At 62.5% G+C, this 15,455-nt stretch carries 11 protein-coding genes; 8 read left to right on the top strand and 3 right to left on the bottom strand.

What is annotated here, in order from left to right; translation table 11 throughout:
- Nucleotides 1-30 precede the first annotated feature (30 nt).
- Entirely contained in the window at nt 31-3,615 is a 3,585-nt protein-coding gene (gene smc, locus C495_RS12660; RefSeq protein ID WP_008163505.1) for a chromosome segregation protein SMC, read from the top strand.
- Nucleotides 3,587-4,555 (top strand): segregation/condensation protein A, encoded by a 969-nt coding sequence (locus C495_RS12655; RefSeq protein ID WP_049890341.1) that lies wholly within the window; start codon nt 3,587-3,589, stop codon nt 4,553-4,555. Before smc ends, C495_RS12655 begins: the two co-directional genes overlap by 29 nt.
- A 123-nt stretch (nt 4,556-4,678) precedes the next feature.
- Here the strand turns inward: C495_RS12655 and C495_RS12650 are convergent, their stop codons facing one another.
- Nucleotides 4,679-5,197 carry a DUF7344 domain-containing protein gene (locus C495_RS12650; RefSeq protein ID WP_449406475.1) on the bottom strand — a complete coding sequence of 173 codons (519 nt, stop codon included), beginning with the start codon at nt 5,195-5,197 and terminating at the stop codon, nt 4,679-4,681.
- Between the two features lie 477 nt (nt 5,198-5,674).
- Here C495_RS12650 and C495_RS12645 point away from each other — a divergent pair, with 477 nt between their 5' ends.
- Nucleotides 5,675-7,123, top strand: coding sequence for an MATE family efflux transporter (locus C495_RS12645; protein ID WP_008163499.1), 1,449 nt, complete (start codon nt 5,675-5,677; stop codon nt 7,121-7,123).
- A 13-nt stretch (nt 7,124-7,136) separates the two neighbouring features.
- Here C495_RS12645 and C495_RS12640 read toward each other — a convergent pair whose 3' ends face one another.
- Nucleotides 7,137-7,835: a phosphoribosyltransferase gene (locus C495_RS12640; protein WP_008163497.1), complete on the bottom strand. Its 699-nt coding sequence runs from the start codon at nt 7,833-7,835 to the stop codon at nt 7,137-7,139.
- A gap of 151 nt (nt 7,836-7,986) precedes the next feature.
- Here C495_RS12640 and thiC point away from each other — a divergent pair, with 151 nt between their 5' ends.
- Both thiC and C495_RS12630 read left to right on the top strand, forming a co-directional pair.
- Nucleotides 7,987-9,429 (top strand): phosphomethylpyrimidine synthase ThiC, encoded by a 1,443-nt coding sequence (gene thiC, locus C495_RS12635; RefSeq protein ID WP_008163496.1) that lies wholly within the window; start codon nt 7,987-7,989, stop codon nt 9,427-9,429.
- A 57-nt stretch (nt 9,430-9,486) separates the two neighbouring features.
- Nucleotides 9,487-10,386 carry a PhzF family phenazine biosynthesis protein gene (locus tag C495_RS12630; protein ID WP_008163494.1) on the top strand — a complete coding sequence of 300 codons (900 nt, stop codon included), beginning with the start codon at nt 9,487-9,489 and terminating at the stop codon, nt 10,384-10,386.
- Nucleotides 10,387-10,455: 69 nt separating this feature from the next.
- Here the strand turns inward: C495_RS12630 and C495_RS12625 are convergent, their stop codons facing one another.
- On the bottom strand, nt 10,456-11,172 hold the full coding sequence (locus C495_RS12625) for a helix-turn-helix domain-containing protein (protein ID WP_008163492.1): 717 nt from the start codon (nt 11,170-11,172) through the stop codon (nt 10,456-10,458).
- 192 nt (nt 11,173-11,364) lie between these two features.
- Here C495_RS12625 and C495_RS12620 point away from each other — a divergent pair, with 192 nt between their 5' ends.
- The 3 genes from C495_RS12620 (at nt 11,365) to C495_RS12610 (ending at nt 15,329) form a co-directional block, all read left to right on the top strand.
- Entirely contained in the window at nt 11,365-12,222 is an 858-nt protein-coding gene (locus C495_RS12620; RefSeq protein WP_008163490.1) for an SDR family NAD(P)-dependent oxidoreductase, read from the top strand.
- Between the two features lie 2 nt (nt 12,223-12,224).
- Entirely contained in the window at nt 12,225-14,252 is a 2,028-nt protein-coding gene (locus C495_RS12615; protein ID WP_008163488.1) for an AMP-binding protein, read from the top strand.
- 105 nt (nt 14,253-14,357) lie between these two features.
- Nucleotides 14,358-15,329, top strand: a complete 972-nt coding sequence (locus tag C495_RS12610) for a deoxyhypusine synthase (RefSeq protein WP_008163486.1) — start codon at nt 14,358-14,360, stop codon at nt 15,327-15,329.
- Nucleotides 15,330-15,455 lie beyond the last annotated feature (126 nt).

Genomic DNA, 15,455 nt, shown 5'->3' with positions numbered 1-15,455 from the left:
TCCCTGACGAGACGGAGGGCTGGCTAACATATGTATATCAAGGCACTCATTCTGGACGATTTCAAGAGCTTTGGCCGCAAGACGAAGATCCCATTTTACGAGGATTTCACCGTCGTCACCGGGCCGAACGGCTCCGGTAAATCGAACATCATCGACGCCGTCCTCTTCGCGCTCGGACTGGCTCGCACGCGCGGTATTCGCGCCGAGAAGTTGACCGACCTGATCTACAATCCCGGCCACGAGGATGGCAACCGTTCGACCGGCCCGCGCGAGGCGACCGTCGAAGTGATTCTCGACAACAGCGACGAAACGCTGACGCGCTCGCAGGTCGTCAACGCCGCTGGCAGCGACGACGTTGGTGACGCCGATGAGATTCGCATCCGTCGGCGGGTCAAAGAGACCGAGGACAACTACTACTCCTATTACTATCTGAACGATCGCTCGGTCAACCTCTCGGACATTCAGGACCTGCTCGCACAGGCGGGGGTCACGCCCGAGGGCTACAACGTCGTCATGCAAGGCGACGTCACCGAGATCATCAACATGACGCCCCATGCCCGCCGGGAGATCATCGACGAGATCGCCGGCGTCGCGGAGTTCGACGCCAAAAAGGAAGACGCCTTCGAGGAACTCGAGGTCGTCGAAGAGCGGATCGACGAGGCCGAACTCCGTATCGAGGAGAAACGCGACCGACTCACCCAACTCGAGGACGAACGCCAGGAAGCCCTTCGATACCAACGGCTGCGGCATGAAAAGGAGGAGTACGAGGGCTACAAGAAGGCCAGCGAACTCGAGGAGAAACGCGACGAACTCGCGAGCGCCGAGACGCGTGTCGAAGACCTCGAGGAGGAACTGACCGACCTCCAGCGTGAACTCGACGAACGACAGGGGAAAGTCGTCCGCTTGCAAGAAGACCTCGAAGATCTGAACGCCGAAATCGAGCGCAAAGGTGAGGACGAACAGCTCCGGATCAAAAGCGAGATCGAGGAGATCAAAGGCGACATCTCACGGCTCGAGGACAAAATCGAGACCAGCGAGGACGCGATCGAAGACGCCGAATCGAAGCGCCGCGAGGCCTTCGTCAAAATCGATCGCAAACAGGAACGGATCGAAGACCTCGCCGGCGAGATCCGCGAGCACAAACTCGAGAAAGCACAGGTCAAAAGCGAGATTCAGGACCGCGAGGCCGAACGCGAGTCACTCGAAGCAGAGATCGACGCCGTCGACACCGAGTTCGACGAGCTGAAAGCCGACCTCGCCGAGCGAAAAGACGAGCTGGAGGCGGTCAAAACCGAGAAAAACGACCTCCAGCGCGAACAGGACCGCCTGTTAGACGAAGCCCGGCGGCGCTCGAACGAGATCAGCGAAAAGGAGGCGACGATCGAACAACGCCGTGAGGACCTCCCCGAGATCGAAAACAGACGGGCCGACCTCGAGCGCGAACTCGAGAAGGCCGAGAAAAACCGCGAGAACATCGCGGGCGTCGTCGACGACCTCAAACGTGAAAAGCGCCGGCTCCAGTCGGATCTCGACGACGTCGACGATACGATTCAGGCGAAACAACAGGAGTACGCCGAACTCGAGGCCAACGCGGGCAAAAGCGGCGACTCCTCGTTCGGCCGTGCGGTGACGACGATTCTGAACGCAGGGATCAACGGCGTCCGCGGCGCGGTCGCCCAGCTTGGGACCGTCCCCGGCGAGTACGCCGTCGCCTGTGAGACGGCCGCAGGCGGGCGACTCGCGAACGTGGTCGTCGACGACGACGTCGTCGGCCAGCAGTGTATCGACCACCTCAAATCGCGCAACGCAGGCCGGGCGACGTTCCTCCCGATGACGGACATGCACAAGCGCCGGCTGCCCAACGCGCCGAGCGATCCCGGCGTGGTCGACTTCGCGTACAACCTCGTCGACTTCGACGGGCAGTACGCCGACGTCTTCTCGTACGTCCTCGGCGACACGCTGGTCGTCGAAGACTTAGAGACCGCTCGTTCGTACATGGGCGACTACCGAATGGTCACGCTCGACGGCGACTTGGTCGAGAAAAGCGGCGCGATGACCGGCGGCTCTGGCGGCGGCTCGCGGTACTCCTTTACCGGCGGCGGCGAGGGCCAACTCGAGCGCGTCGCGAAACAGATCACCGAGTTGCAAGACCAGCGCGACTCCCTTCGCGAGGAGCTTCGTGGCGTCGAAGAACGCCTCGACGACGCCCGCGACCGCAAGACCGATGCGGCCGACGAGGTGCGCTCGATCGAAACCGAACTCGAGAGCCTCGCGGACGAACGCGAGTCGATCGAAGCCGAGATCGACGAACTCCGAGACGACCTCGACGACCTCGAGACCGAGCGGGGGTCCGTCGACGAGCGGATGACCGAACTCTCCCGCGAGATCGAGACGAAGACGGCCGAAGTCGAGGAGATCGAAGCCGAGATCGACGACCTCGAGACCGAACTCGCCGACTCGAAGATTCCCGAACTCACCGCCGAGATCGAGGAGATCGAGGACGAGATCGACGACCGCGAGGATCGCATCGCGGATCTCGACAGCACACTCAACGAACTGAGCTTGGAAAAGGAGTACGCCGAGGACGCGATCGAGGACCTCCACGACGACATCGAGACGGCCCAAAACCGGAAAGCCGAACAGGAAGCCCGGATCGAGGACTGCGAGGCCGCGATCGCTGAGAAACGCGAGAGCCTCGAGGACAAACGGGAGGCCGTCGCGGAACTCGAGGACGAACTCACCGAACTCAAAGCCGAGCGCAGCGACCTCAAAGAGGAACTCTCCACGGCCCGAACCGAACGCGACCAGCAACAGGATCGGGTCAACGCCGTCGAGAGCAAACTCGAGGACGCACGCAGCCGGCTGCGCGACCTCGAGTGGGAGATCGAGAGCCTCGAGGCCGAGGTCGGCGACTACGATCCCGAGGACGTGCCCGATCACGAGACGGTCCTCGAGATGATCGAGGTGTTGCAAGCGGATATGGAGGCGATGGAGCCGGTGAACATGCTCGCGATCGACGAGTACGACGATGTGCGAGACGATCTCGAGGACCTCGAGGACGCGAAGGCGACGCTGGTCGAGGAGGGCGAGGGGATTCGCGACCGAATCGAGCAGTACGAGACGCTGAAAAAACAGACGTTCATGGACTCCTACGACGAGATCGCCGAGCAGTTCACGGAGATCTTCGAGAAGCTCTCGGAGGGGACCGGGACGCTCCATCTGGAGAACGAGGCCGATCCGTTCGACGGCGGGCTGACGATGAAAGCCCAACCCGGCGACAAGCCGATCCAGCGACTCGATGCGATGTCCGGCGGCGAGAAGTCACTGACGGCGCTGGCCTTCATCTTCGCGATCCAGCGCCACAACCCGGCCCCGTTCTACGCACTGGACGAGGTCGACGCCTTCCTCGACGCCGTCAACGCCGAACGGATCGGCCAGATGGTCGACGAACTCTCCGAGAAGGCGCAGTTCGTCGTCGTCTCGCATCGCTCGGCCATGCTCGACCGCTCCGAACGGGCGATCGGGGTCACAATGCAACAGGACAACGTGAGCGCGGTGACCGGGATCGATCTCAGCAGCGACGGCGATGGCGAGGAGGTGCCAGCAAGTGACTGAGGACGACGACATCCCACTGCAGATCGCCGGCCACGACGAGCGCGAGCGACCGGGAGCCGACGAGTCGACAGTTCTCGAGTTTTCAGAAGGCGACGAACACGACGGCGACAGTGGCGACAACGAAGCGGGGGGCGACGATGTCGAACCCGTCGAACTGCTGGTCCAACTCGCCGAAGACGGCGAGATCGATCCGTGGGATATCGACATCGTCGCCGTGACCGACAAGTTCCTCGAGGCGCTCGACGACGCCGACCTGCGGACCTCCGGCCGGGCGCTGTTCTACGCGAGCGTCCTCCTGCGGATGAAAAGCGACGAGCTGTTCACGCCGGACGAGCCCGACGAAGAGGAGCTGCCGCCGTGGGAAGCCCCCTTTGCCGACGAGGGGCCAGTGGACGGGGGTGACGGCGGCGGGCCGGCACCCGGCTTCGATCCCATCGAGAGCCTCGAGGCGGAGATGGAACGTCGCCTCGAGCGCAAACACGCTCGCGGGAAGCCGGAGACGCTCGACGAACTGGTTCGGGAGCTCCGCAGCGCCGAACGCGATACGCGATGGAAAGAGTCCCGGAGTTACGACACGAGCGACTCGCCACGCGGGTACGACCGCGGGATGCAGGAGCTGAACTACCACTCGGACGACGACTTCCGGGTCGACGACGAGCCGACCAGCGACGATGTCACGCACACGACCCACGAGGAGGATATCGAGACGGTCATCGACACCGTCGAGGATGCGCTTGCAAGCCAGTACGAGCAGGGCCGCGATGAAGTGTTGTTCGCTGAAATCGAAGCCGTTGGTGGCTCACGCGTGATGACGTATCTGGCGTTGCTGTTTCTCTCCCACCGGGGTCGAATCCGCCTCGAGCAGGACGAACTGTTCGGTGATCTCTGGGTGCAAGACGCGACAGTCGAGACGGACTCGAGCGAAGCGATCGCTGATTGATCGCCGACTCGACGAAACCGAGACGCTATAGTAGCCACTGAAGTCACTGCACACCTGACTGCACGACGGCTGTGCGGTCAGTGTGTAAATCGTTTCAGTTGTTACTATAACGCAGCCGACGAGCTACTCCGTCGTTCGAGCCCATGGAAACGAGTAGCCGTAGCTCGTTCCGATCGTCGCAAGGACGAAGAGAATGGTGATGATCGTGCCGAGCATCACGCCGGGGAGTGCAAGCAGACCCAGCATCGAGGCGACCAGCAAGCTCGTACTCGCCGCGATTGCCGTCGCGTAGTAATCGTTGACGAAATGAACGGCGATCGAGCGATCGGCGTCCGCCGACGCAGCATCGTCGTACGGCTCGAGATGTGGCCGGAAAATCTCCAGTCGGTCGGTGGATCGGACGATACCACGCGATTTGTTGTACTCGATGACGCCTTTCTTATCGAGTTTCGGCAGATGTGACTGATACAACGGGATGTACACGCGCTGGCGCTGAGCGGATGTCAACTCCCGAACCGTCGTCTCGTGTTCAAGCGCGGCGACGTGCTCTGCGATGTCGCGCATTCTGACGGACTCATCGTCCAACTCGAGCAGATAACGGATGGTATCTCGCCGGCGATTGGTCTGTAAAAGATGAAAGATTTCGTCCTGAGAGAGTTCGTGTGGTCCCTCCGAAGCGGAGCCGCTGGAGGGATCGTCCGAATGACGAGAAGGGAGGGATGACTGGGGACTCATACGCGTTACTCGGAGCAGGTTTTCATAATGATGTAAACCTTTCCATATGCAGAGATTCCTTTGTGCTTTTATTCCATTTCAGAAGAATAGTCTATTCTCGGCAGAAATATGTCGAATCGGTACGCTTTCGTCAGACTGAATGTCGGCCAAGGAAATGGGATGGTCGACGGTTGGACGGCGGCCGCCCGAACGATCGGTCGCTCGAGGGCGTGTCGATTGGATCTGAGCGTGGCGACAGATAGAGTAGCCACTGTAAGTCACTGCACATCAACTCGCACGATAGCTGTGTGTACATCGGTTCAGTTGTTACGATAATACATGGATACTGACCACAGCTATCACATCTCACGAGCCATGAAGTACGACGAGCAACTGTGTTGAAGTATGTCCTCCGGCGAGGTGTCGGACGAGAGCAACCTCACGGAAGGGAGCCTCGTCCGACCGATGTTCCAGTTGGCCTGGCCACTCGTGGTCATCCAACTGTTACAGGTCGCCTACAACGTCGGTGATACGTTCTGGCTGGGCGCACTCTCACCAGACGCCGTCGGCGCGGTGAGCCTCGCCTTTCCACTGCTGTTTCTGGTGATCGCGGTCGGGGCCGGCTTCACCACCGCAGGGGCGATCCTGATCGCCCAGCATACGGGTGCCGAAAGCGGCAAGGGCGGGTTGATCGCCGGTCAGACGATCTCGTTTATCTCGTTGCTCGCGATCGTGCTCGGAATCGTGGGCTACGTCGCGACGGACCCGATGCTCGCCGCACTCCCCGCCGATAGCGACACGCAGGCCGCAATCCTCCCGCTTGCTGGGGATTATCTACGGATCTTTTTCCTCGGCGTTCCGTTCGTTTTTGGGTTTTTCATCTTCGCGGCACTCATGCGCGGCTACGGCAACACCCGTGCCCCAATGCGGGTGATGGTCATCAGTGTCGTCGTCAACCTCGCACTCGACCCGCTGCTCATCTTCGGTGTCGGACCGTTTCCCCGACTCGAGATCGAAGGCGCTGCCGTCGCGACCGTCGTCTCGAGAGGGCTCGCCACGGTGATCGGCTTCTATCTGCTGTACTACACGACGACCGGCCCCACCATGGAGATTGCCCACTTTCGCCCGCGCCTCGAGTACGTGACCGAGATCACCAGACTCGGCGTGCCGACGGCGCTCGAGCAGTCGATGACGGCGCTGGCGATGGTTGCGATGACGGCGATCGTCGTCACCTTCCCGCCGGCGGTCGTCGCGGCCTACGGGCTGGGTAACCGGCTGATCTCGCTTGCATTCCTACCCGCGATGGGGATGGGGCAGGCGACGGATTCGATCGTCGGCCAGAATCTCGGCGCTGGGCGGGCCGATCGGGCAGCGAAGGCGACGTGGCTTGCCTCGGGTGTGATCGGCGGGATCATGGCCGTCGCCGGTGCGCTCGCCATCCTCTTTCCCGAGCCGTTCGTTGCGGTGTTCCTCACGGCCGAGACAGCCGGACGAGCCGAAACCCTCGCGTACGGCGTCACGTATCTCCAGTTCGCCGCGGTCGCGTTCGTCTTCATGGGTATCATGCAAGTCATGCTGGGGGCGTTTCGGGGTGCCGGGAACACGAAGACGGCGCTCGTCTTTTCCGTGCTGGGGCTGTGGATCGTCCGCGTTCCGGTCACTTACTATCTGATCTTCGTCGCCGGCTGGGGCACCACGGGTATCTGGACCGGCGTCGTCGTCGGCGACATCGTCGGTGCACTCGCTGCTGTCGTGTGGTTTACCCGTGGGACATGGAAGAAGTCGCTGGTCGACGACGATGGTTCGGGGCCGGAACAGGCAGCGCCGACCGAGACGGACTCCGTCACAGAGTAACGGCGAAACCGAGTTAGTCGTCAGCCAGTTTCCACTCGCCGGGGCCGGCCGACTCGAGCACGTCTCGTCGCTCCATCTCGGAGAGCACTTCGGGAATCCGATCGGGCTGGGCGATCTCCATTTCGATGCGATCGACGCCGTGGAACGCGGCGAGATAGTGGCGGATCTCCGTCCGGGTGAACGACTCCTGATCGGCTTGTGCCATCACACTCGAGATGAGATCGATCATATCCTCGATGAAGTTCCACGGGTAGACGACCCACGTCCACTCCTCGAGATGCTCGCCGACGTAGTCGGGCTCGTACTCGCTGGTGCCGAGCAGTTGGAGGGTTGCGGTCCGAACCTCGCCGGCGTCACGGTCGGTGACGTACTCGTGGGCGCGCTCGATCGAGCCGCCGGTGTCGGCGATGTCGTCGATGATGAGGACGTCTTTCCCTGCGACGCTACCTTCCGGCATGGGGTAGCGAACGGTCGGCTCGTCGCTTTTCTCTGCGGCCCCGACGTAGTGTTCCATCTTCAGACTCGTCAGATCGTCGAGTCCGAGAAAGTCACACAGACAACGGCCCGCAAACCAGCCTCCGCGGGCGAGCGCGACGACGACGTCGGGTTCGAACGCGTCGTCGCGAACCTCGTCGCCGACGTCGCGACACAGGCCGTAAATATACTCCCAGTTGGTGATCGTACAGTCGAAGTCGTCCGGTAGATCGGACATGGTGCTATCTACTCGAGTGAGGGGACGCGACCCTCATAAGTGGGCTGAAACCGATCCCGGGGACCGACCACCGTGTCTCGAGACGCTCGTATCGCTCCTCGAAGCGAGTAGCACAAGTGCTATATAACTTAGTAATACAACCTAGTTGTAAATGGTGCAAACCCAGCTCGAAGCCGCCCGTGAGGGAACGATCACCGAGGCAATGGCACACGTCGCCGACCGCGAAAACCGCGATCCGGAGTTCGTCCGACAGCAGGTCGCCGACGGACAAGCCGTGATCCCAGCGAACGCCTATCACGAGGCACTCGATCCGATGATAATCGGCCGGGAGTTCGCGACGAAAGTCAACGCAAACATCGGCAACAGCGAGACGACGGGCGACCCCGAGACGGAACTCGAGAAACTGCACACGGCGGTTCACTACGGGGCTGATACGGTGATGGATCTCGGCACCGGCAGTGATCTCGACGAAATCCGCGAGACCCACATCGACCACTCACCGGTGCCAATTGGAACGGTGCCGCTGTACGAGGCCGTCAAGCAGGCGGGGAGTCCCGAGGAAATCACGACTGAGTTGTTACTCGAGATTATCGAGAAGCAAGCCAAGCAGGGTGTCGACTACATGACGATCCACGCGGGGATTCTGGCGGAACACCTGCCGTTGACCGACGGTCGCACGACGGGGATTGTCTCGCGTGGCGGTTCGATAATGGCGACGTGGATGGAAACCCACGGCGAGCAGAACCCGCTGTTTCAGATCTACGACGAGATCTGTGAGATATTCGCCGACCACGACGTCACGTTCAGCCTCGGCGACAGCCTGCGACCGGGCTGTCTGGCCGACGCCTGCGACGAGGCCCAGTACGCCGAACTCGACACGCTCGGCGAGTTGACCCGGCGCGCCTGGGACCGCGGGGTACAGGTGATGGTCGAAGGACCGGGCCACGTCCCGATGAACAAAGTCGCCGAGAACGTCGAGCGCCAGCAGGAGGTCTGTGACGGCGCGCCCTTCTACGTGCTCGGCCCGCTGGTGACCGACGTTGCGCCCGGCTACGACCACATCACGAGCGCCATCGGGGCCGCGATGGCAGCCCAGGCTGGCGCGGCGATGTTGTGTTATGTCACGCCCAAAGAACACCTCGGTCTCCCCGACGAGAACGACGTCCGCGACGGCCTCGCCGCCTACCGGATCGCCGCCCACGCGGGCGACGTGGGAAGCGGCCACCCCGGCGCTCGAGACTGGGACGACGCCCTCTCGTCGGCCCGCTACGCGTTCGACTGGCGCGAGCAGTTCCGCCTCGCGCTCGATCCCGACCGCGCCCGCGAGTATCACGATCAGACGCTGCCCGAAGACAACTACAAAGACGCCCGTTTCTGCTCGATGTGCGGCGTCGAGTTCTGCTCGATGCGGATCGATCAGGACGCCCGAGACCGTGCGGACGGTGAGATGGACCGCCTCGAGTCCGGAATCGACCTCGAGTCGTCGCCAGCCGCTGAGGTGAACCGTCCCCCTGTCGGAACCCACGAGTCAGCCATGCTGCCGTCGGATGAGACGTGGACCGATCGGTCGGTCGAAGAAGCCGGAGACGACTGAGTCGCCCGTCCAGCCGACGACCGAGGATTGATACGTCACTCGGCCGACCGATGGCGTATGCAGACGACTCGAGTCTTACAGGTCGACGCCTTCACCGACGAACCCCTGACTGGCAACCCGGCCGGCGTCGTCCCGAACGCGGACGACCTCTCGGACGCACAGATGCAAGCGATCGCCGCCGAGATGGCCGTCAGTGAGACGGCCTTCTTGCGCTCGAGCGAAAGCGCTGATCGGCGGATTCGCTACTTCACGCCGACTCAGGAGGTCGATCTCTGCGGGCACGCGACCATCGGCTCGTTTGCCCACCTCTACGACGAGGGTCTCGAGCCCGGCACGACGACGCTCGAGACGAACGTCGGCGACCTCGAGATCGCCCTCGAGGACGACGGCACGGTCTGGATGACACAGGAACGACCTGAGGTTCGCGAGGTCGACATCGGCTACGACCGCGTCGCCGACGCGCTCGGGGTCGAGCAGGCCGCCCTCGAGGGCGCGAGCGACGACATTCCGCTCGCGGTGGCCTCGACTGGCCTGTCGTTTCTGGTCGTCCCGATCACGTATCTCTCCGATCTCGGGAGTGCCGCCCCCGAGATGCAGACGATCGAGGAACTGACCGACGCGCTCGACGTGACCGGCGTCTATCTCTTTACGTTCGACGCTCTCGAGCGAGAATCGACGCTCCACGGGCGGATGTTCGCACCCGGGGCCGGCGTGCCCGAAGATCCAGTTACGGGGACCGCAAGCGGTGCCGTCGGCGCGTATCTCGACCACTTCGGCGCGTTCGACGACGACTTCCCCGAGGAACTGCGCCTCGAGCAGGGCCACTACGTCGACCGGCCGGGGCTGGTCCGCGTTCGCGTCGACGGTGACGTCCGGGTCGGCGGTCGCGGTGTGACCGTCCTCGACGGTTCGCTCGCCGTGCCGGCGGACGACGACGAGGAGATCATCGAGGCCTAATCCGGGGGTTCGCCCTCGGTTCCGGCTGTCGGCGGCGGGGTCGGCGGTCAGTGTCGACCGCAGTCCGTCTCAGACGTGGCGCGCCCCATCCATGTCCTCGAGCGCCCCCAAGGCGGCTTTCAGGACCTTTCGCTCGCCCCGGCGGAGGTTCATCGAGACGGCGGTCTTCGAGACGTCGAAGTGGTCCGCCAACTCGTCGAGTGTCGTCTCGCGTGGGGTCTCGTAGTAGCCGTTTCGGGAGGCGACCTCGAACGTCTCGCGTTCGGTCTCAGTGAGCGACCGACAGCCCTCGAGCAGTCGAAGCGCGCTGTCGGAGTTCTCGAGTAAGTCGAACAGCGCCGTCGGACCGACCTGGTCGCGATCCTCGACGGTGAACTCGTTGTGGCGCTCGAGTTCGGCGAGTGCGTGATCCTCGTCGCGGTCGTCGTCGAAGCCGACGTGCCAGTGTTCGCGGCCGTCTTCGATCCGGAAGGGGCCGGTGATGTAGCCGCCGTGGTGTTGAATCGTCCGCATCGCGTTCGTCTCCTCGATCGTCGTTCCGATCTCGGCGACGGCGTCGCGCTTCGAGAGGATGTAACACTCACGCATGTTCGGGTGTGAACGGAGTTCGTGGAGCCCCGCCTCGAGTGCACCGGTCGACTCCCCTTTCGCGATCAACCGCGTCTCGAGTTGCGCATCGTCGGTATCTAGTTGCCACTGGACGGCCGAGAAGGCGATGTCGACATCGTCAGTCGTGTCGATGAACGGACAGTCGTACTGTCGCATATCGATGTCGAGGTCGATCATACTAGGTCCCAGGTAACATACAAGGTATTAATATTTCACTGTTTATCTTGAGAGTCCTGCATATTCTCGAACATCGACCGGTGGGAGTGAACAAGAGCCGGTCGTGATTCTCGGCTTTCGGTCGGCTCGTTGTTGATATGTTAACAGTCGTGTTTTAGCGTGTCTCGAGGAAACGTATACTGAGAACACGAGATGTCTGAACCACAGCTTACGGCGCCGACAGTGACGCGAGAGGACATTCAGTCGATCGACGACAACTCGTTTATCGGCCGAAACGTCTGTCTCGTAACGGGGGCTGGCTCGGGGATCGGTCGGGCGACCGCACTCGCCGCCGCCGGGAACGGTCTCAGCGTCGCGGCGACGGATATCGACGCCGACGGCCTCGAGGAGACGATCGACCGTGGCGAGGAACTCGGCCTCGAGGGGTCGATCACGTCGATCGTGGGTGATCTGACCAGCGATGAAGACCTCGAGCGGATCGTCGAGGAGGCGGCGCAGTTGGGCGATCTCAAGTATCTCGCGAACATCGCCGGGATGCAACACATCGACTCGATCGAGGAGTTCCCCATGGACACCTACGATCGTATGCACCAGATCATGCTTCGTGCGCCGTTGTATCTCTCGAAGCGCTGTATTCCCCACTTCCGCGAGACGGCGGACGGGCAGGGCTGTGTGGGGAACATGGGCTCGATCCACGGCCACTACGTGACCAGCGACAAGGTCGGCTACAACGTCTCGAAGTTCGGACTGCGGGGGCTCACCCAGTCGATCGCGGCCGAAGGCGAGGGCGAGATCCGCGCCTACTCGGTCAGTACCGGCTACGTAAAGACGCCGCTGGTGATGAACCAACTCGAGGACACCGCCGAACAGCGCGACATCTCCGTCGACGAGGTGATCGAGGACGTCATGCTGGGCCACTCCCGCGTCACGGAGATGATGGAGCCGATCGACGTCGCCAATCTCTTCCTGTTCGGCTTCTCCGATCTCGGCCGACACCTCGACGGCGGCGACCTGTTGTTTGATGGGGGCATGACCCTAACCTACGAGTGACAATGTCTGAAAACACAACAGATCCGAGTCTCGAGGACGTCGACGAGATCGTTCACGAACCCAGCGAGGCGTTCGTCGAATCGACCAACGTCGCTGCGTTCATGGAGACGTACGGGATCGACGACTACGACGAACTCATCGAACGCACGACGACCGACCTCGAGGGCGTCGAGGCGTCGGGCGTCGACTGGTTCTGGGACGAACTCGTCGACTATCTCGGCATCGAGTTCTACGAGGAGTACGACACGGTGCGAGACGACAGCGAGGGGCCGCAGTTCACCGACTGGTATCCCGGCGGGGAACTCAACGTCGCCCACAACGTCGTGGACCGCCACGCCGCCCTCGAGAACGAGCGACGAAACAAAGTGGCGACCATCTGGGAGGGTGAAGACGGCGAAGTTCGCGAGATAACCTACCACGAACTCCACCGCCAGTCGAATCAGGTCGCAAACGCCCTCGAGGAACGCGGTATCGAGACGGGCGATACGGTCGGCCTCTACATGCCGATGGTGCCCGAGGTCGTCTCGATCCTCTACGGCTGTTTCAAAGTCGGCGCGATCGCCGTGCCCATCTTCTCGGGCTTCGGCGTCGACGCGGCCGCGACCCGGATCGCGGATTCGGAGTGTTCGGTGCTCTTTACGGGTGACGGCTTCTACCGTCGCGCCAGCCCGGTCTATCTCAAGGGCGCTGCCGACGAGGCAATCGCGGAAGCCGGCTACGTCGAGGAGACGATCGTTTTCGACAGACTCGGCGCGAGCGACGCTGACTCAGAACACGACGTTCCGTGGGACGACGACCGCGACGAGTGGTGGGCCGACGCCGTCGAATCCCAGGACGACGACTACGAGAGCAAATCGCTCGACTCGAGTCAGGAGTCGATGCTCCTCTATTCGTCGGGCACCACGGGCAAACCCAAAGGCATCGTTCACACCCACGCAGGCGTGCAGATGCAGTGTGCTAAAGAGCTGCATTTCGGCTTCGATCTCAAGCCGTCGGATCGGTTCTTCTGGGTCTCCGACATCGGCTGGATGATGGGGCCGTGGACGCTCATCGGCACCCACAGCTTCGGCGGCACCGCATTCATGTACGAGGGGGCACCCGACCACCCGCAGCCGGATCGGTTCTGGGAGATGATCGACCGCCACAAACTCACGCAGTTCGGTATCTCGCCGACCGCGATTCGGGCGCTCCGAAAGCACGGTGATGACTGGCTCGAGGGCCACGACCTCTCCTCGCTGCGCCTGCTCGGCTCGACGGGCGAGCCGTGGGACCCCGAATCATGGCAGTGGTTCTACGAGAACGTCGGCGGCGGCGAAGCCCCGATCATCAACATCTCGGGGGGGACCGAGATCTGCGGCTGTTTCCTGATGCCGATGCCGACCGAGCCACTGAAACCCTGTACGCTGGGTGGTCCCGGCCTCGGGATGAACATCGACATCGTCGACGCATCGGGTGAGTCGGTCAAAGAAGACCACGAACGCGGCTACCTCGTCGCGCGCGACTCCTGTCCCTCGATGACCAAGTCACTGTGGTCGGGCGACGAACGCTACCTCGATGAGTACTGGTCGCGGTTCGATGACCTGTGGAACCACGGCGACTGGGCCCAGAAAGACGAAGACGGCTTCTGGTTCCTCCACGGTCGGGCCGACGACGCCCTGAACGTGGCGGGCCGGAAGGTCGGTCCGGCGGAAGTCGAAGGCGCACTCATCGACCACGAGTCGGTCAATCAGGCCGCCGCGATCGGGGCACCCGACGACACCACCGGTACCGCCGTTGTCACGTACGTCGTCCTCGAGGACGGCGTCGAGGAAACGGACGACCTCCGTGGGGAACTGCGCGCACAGGTCGGCGAGGAACTCGGAAAGCCGTTCCGGCCACGCGAGGTGCTGTTTGTCGACGAGTTTCCCAAAACCCAGTCGGGCAAGATCATCCGTCGCGCTATCGAGGCCACGTATACGGGCGAGGACCTCGGCGACATGAGCAGTATCGAGAACCCCGACGCCCTCGAGAACCTCGAGGACGCGAGGTAGGCGACTCGAGGGGCTTGCGGTAGTCAATTCCTCGACAACCGATACCAGTCTGCACACCGCGATCGATCCCGAGCAATTCAAAGCCCTGCTCGGGTAGCTAGGGATATGACCGACGACGAGTCCCACGACCACGTCGTCCCGGGCAGCGACGAGGCGCTGTCGACGGACGACGTTCGTGGCTACGACTTCCGCGGTGAGTTCGATTTCGGCGAGTTACTCGAGTCCTATGCGACGACTGGCTTTCAGGCGACACAGCTCGCAGAGGCGATCGATATCGCCGAACGAATGCAAGAGGAAGACGCAACGATCTACCTGACGTGCACCTCGAACATCATCTCCTCGGGACTGCGCGAGGTCGTCGCCGCCCTCATCCGGAAGGGGTACGTCGACGTGTTGATCACCACCTCCGGCTCGCTGACCGAGGACGTTATCAAAACGGAAAAACCGTTCAAGATGGGCGAGTGGGATGCAGACGAGGCCGAACTCCGCGAACGCGGCATCAACCGCCTCGGGAACATCTTCGTCCCCTCCGACCGGTACGTCTGGCTCGAGGAGTACCTCTATGACTTCTTCGACGACTTCTTCGCGGAGGAGAAGGTCCGAACGCCGACGGCGTTCGCCCGCGAACTCGGCGAGACCCTCGACGACGAGGATTCGGTCCTGAAACAGGCCGCAGACAACGACGTGCCGGTGTACTGTCCGGCGCTGACCGACGCCGAAGTCGGGAACTTCCTCTACTACTACCGACAGGGGTACGATTCGGAGGTCGGCATCGAAATTCTGGACGATTACGACTCGCTGATCGAAGACGGCCTGCTCTCCGATACGACCGGCCTCATCGCCGTCGGCGGCGGCGTCCCGAAACACCACGCGATCATGACGAACCTCTTCCGTGGCGGCGCGGACTACGTCGTCTACATCTCGACGGGGATGGAAGGCGACGGCTCGCTGTCGGGTGCCCCGCCGAACGAGGCCGTCTCGTGGGGCAAGATCAAGGAAGCCGAGACGAACTACACTCAGATCGAAGCGGAGGCGACGCTCGTCTTCCCGCTGCTCGTGGCCGCGGCGTTTAACTGACGCCGCTTGAGCCACTCGAAGACGCGATAGTCGGCGTCCTGTCGCCGAATCAGTCTCTCCCATCGCCGTGAAAAATCGTTATACTCTGAGCGCGCGTTTGCGCACTTGATTCAGGCCGCCCCGCAT

The sequence above is a fragment of the Natronorubrum sulfidifaciens JCM 14089 genome (assembly GCF_000337735.1).
Taxonomy (GTDB): Archaea; Halobacteriota; Halobacteria; order Halobacteriales; family Natrialbaceae; genus Natronorubrum; species Natronorubrum sulfidifaciens.
The sequence above is the reverse complement of the archived record's forward strand: the minus strand, read 5'-3'. Positions and strand labels throughout refer to the sequence as shown.

Excerpts from the sequence above, each read along its gene's own strand:
- C495_RS12645 (WP_008163499.1), top strand. The coding sequence starts at position 5,675 with ATGTCCTCCGGCGAGGTGTCGGACGAGAGCAACCTCACGGAAGGGAGC.
- smc (WP_008163505.1), top strand. The coding sequence starts at position 31 with ATGTATATCAAGGCACTCATTCTGGACGATTTCAAGAGCTTTGGCCGC.
- C495_RS12610 (WP_008163486.1), top strand. The coding sequence starts at position 14,358 with ATGACCGACGACGAGTCCCACGACCACGTCGTCCCGGGCAGCGACGAG.
- C495_RS12630 (WP_008163494.1), top strand. The coding sequence starts at position 9,487 with ATGCAGACGACTCGAGTCTTACAGGTCGACGCCTTCACCGACGAACCC.
- C495_RS12625 (WP_008163492.1), bottom strand. The coding sequence starts at position 11,172 with ATGATCGACCTCGACATCGATATGCGACAGTACGACTGTCCGTTCATC.
- C495_RS12620 (WP_008163490.1), top strand. The coding sequence starts at position 11,365 with ATGTCTGAACCACAGCTTACGGCGCCGACAGTGACGCGAGAGGACATT.
- thiC (WP_008163496.1), top strand. The coding sequence starts at position 7,987 with ATGGTGCAAACCCAGCTCGAAGCCGCCCGTGAGGGAACGATCACCGAG.
- C495_RS12655 (WP_049890341.1), top strand. The coding sequence starts at position 3,587 with ATGGCGAGGAGGTGCCAGCAAGTGACTGAGGACGACGACATCCCACTG.
- C495_RS12615 (WP_008163488.1), top strand. The coding sequence starts at position 12,225 with ATGTCTGAAAACACAACAGATCCGAGTCTCGAGGACGTCGACGAGATC.
- C495_RS12640 (WP_008163497.1), bottom strand. The coding sequence starts at position 7,835 with ATGTCCGATCTACCGGACGACTTCGACTGTACGATCACCAACTGGGAG.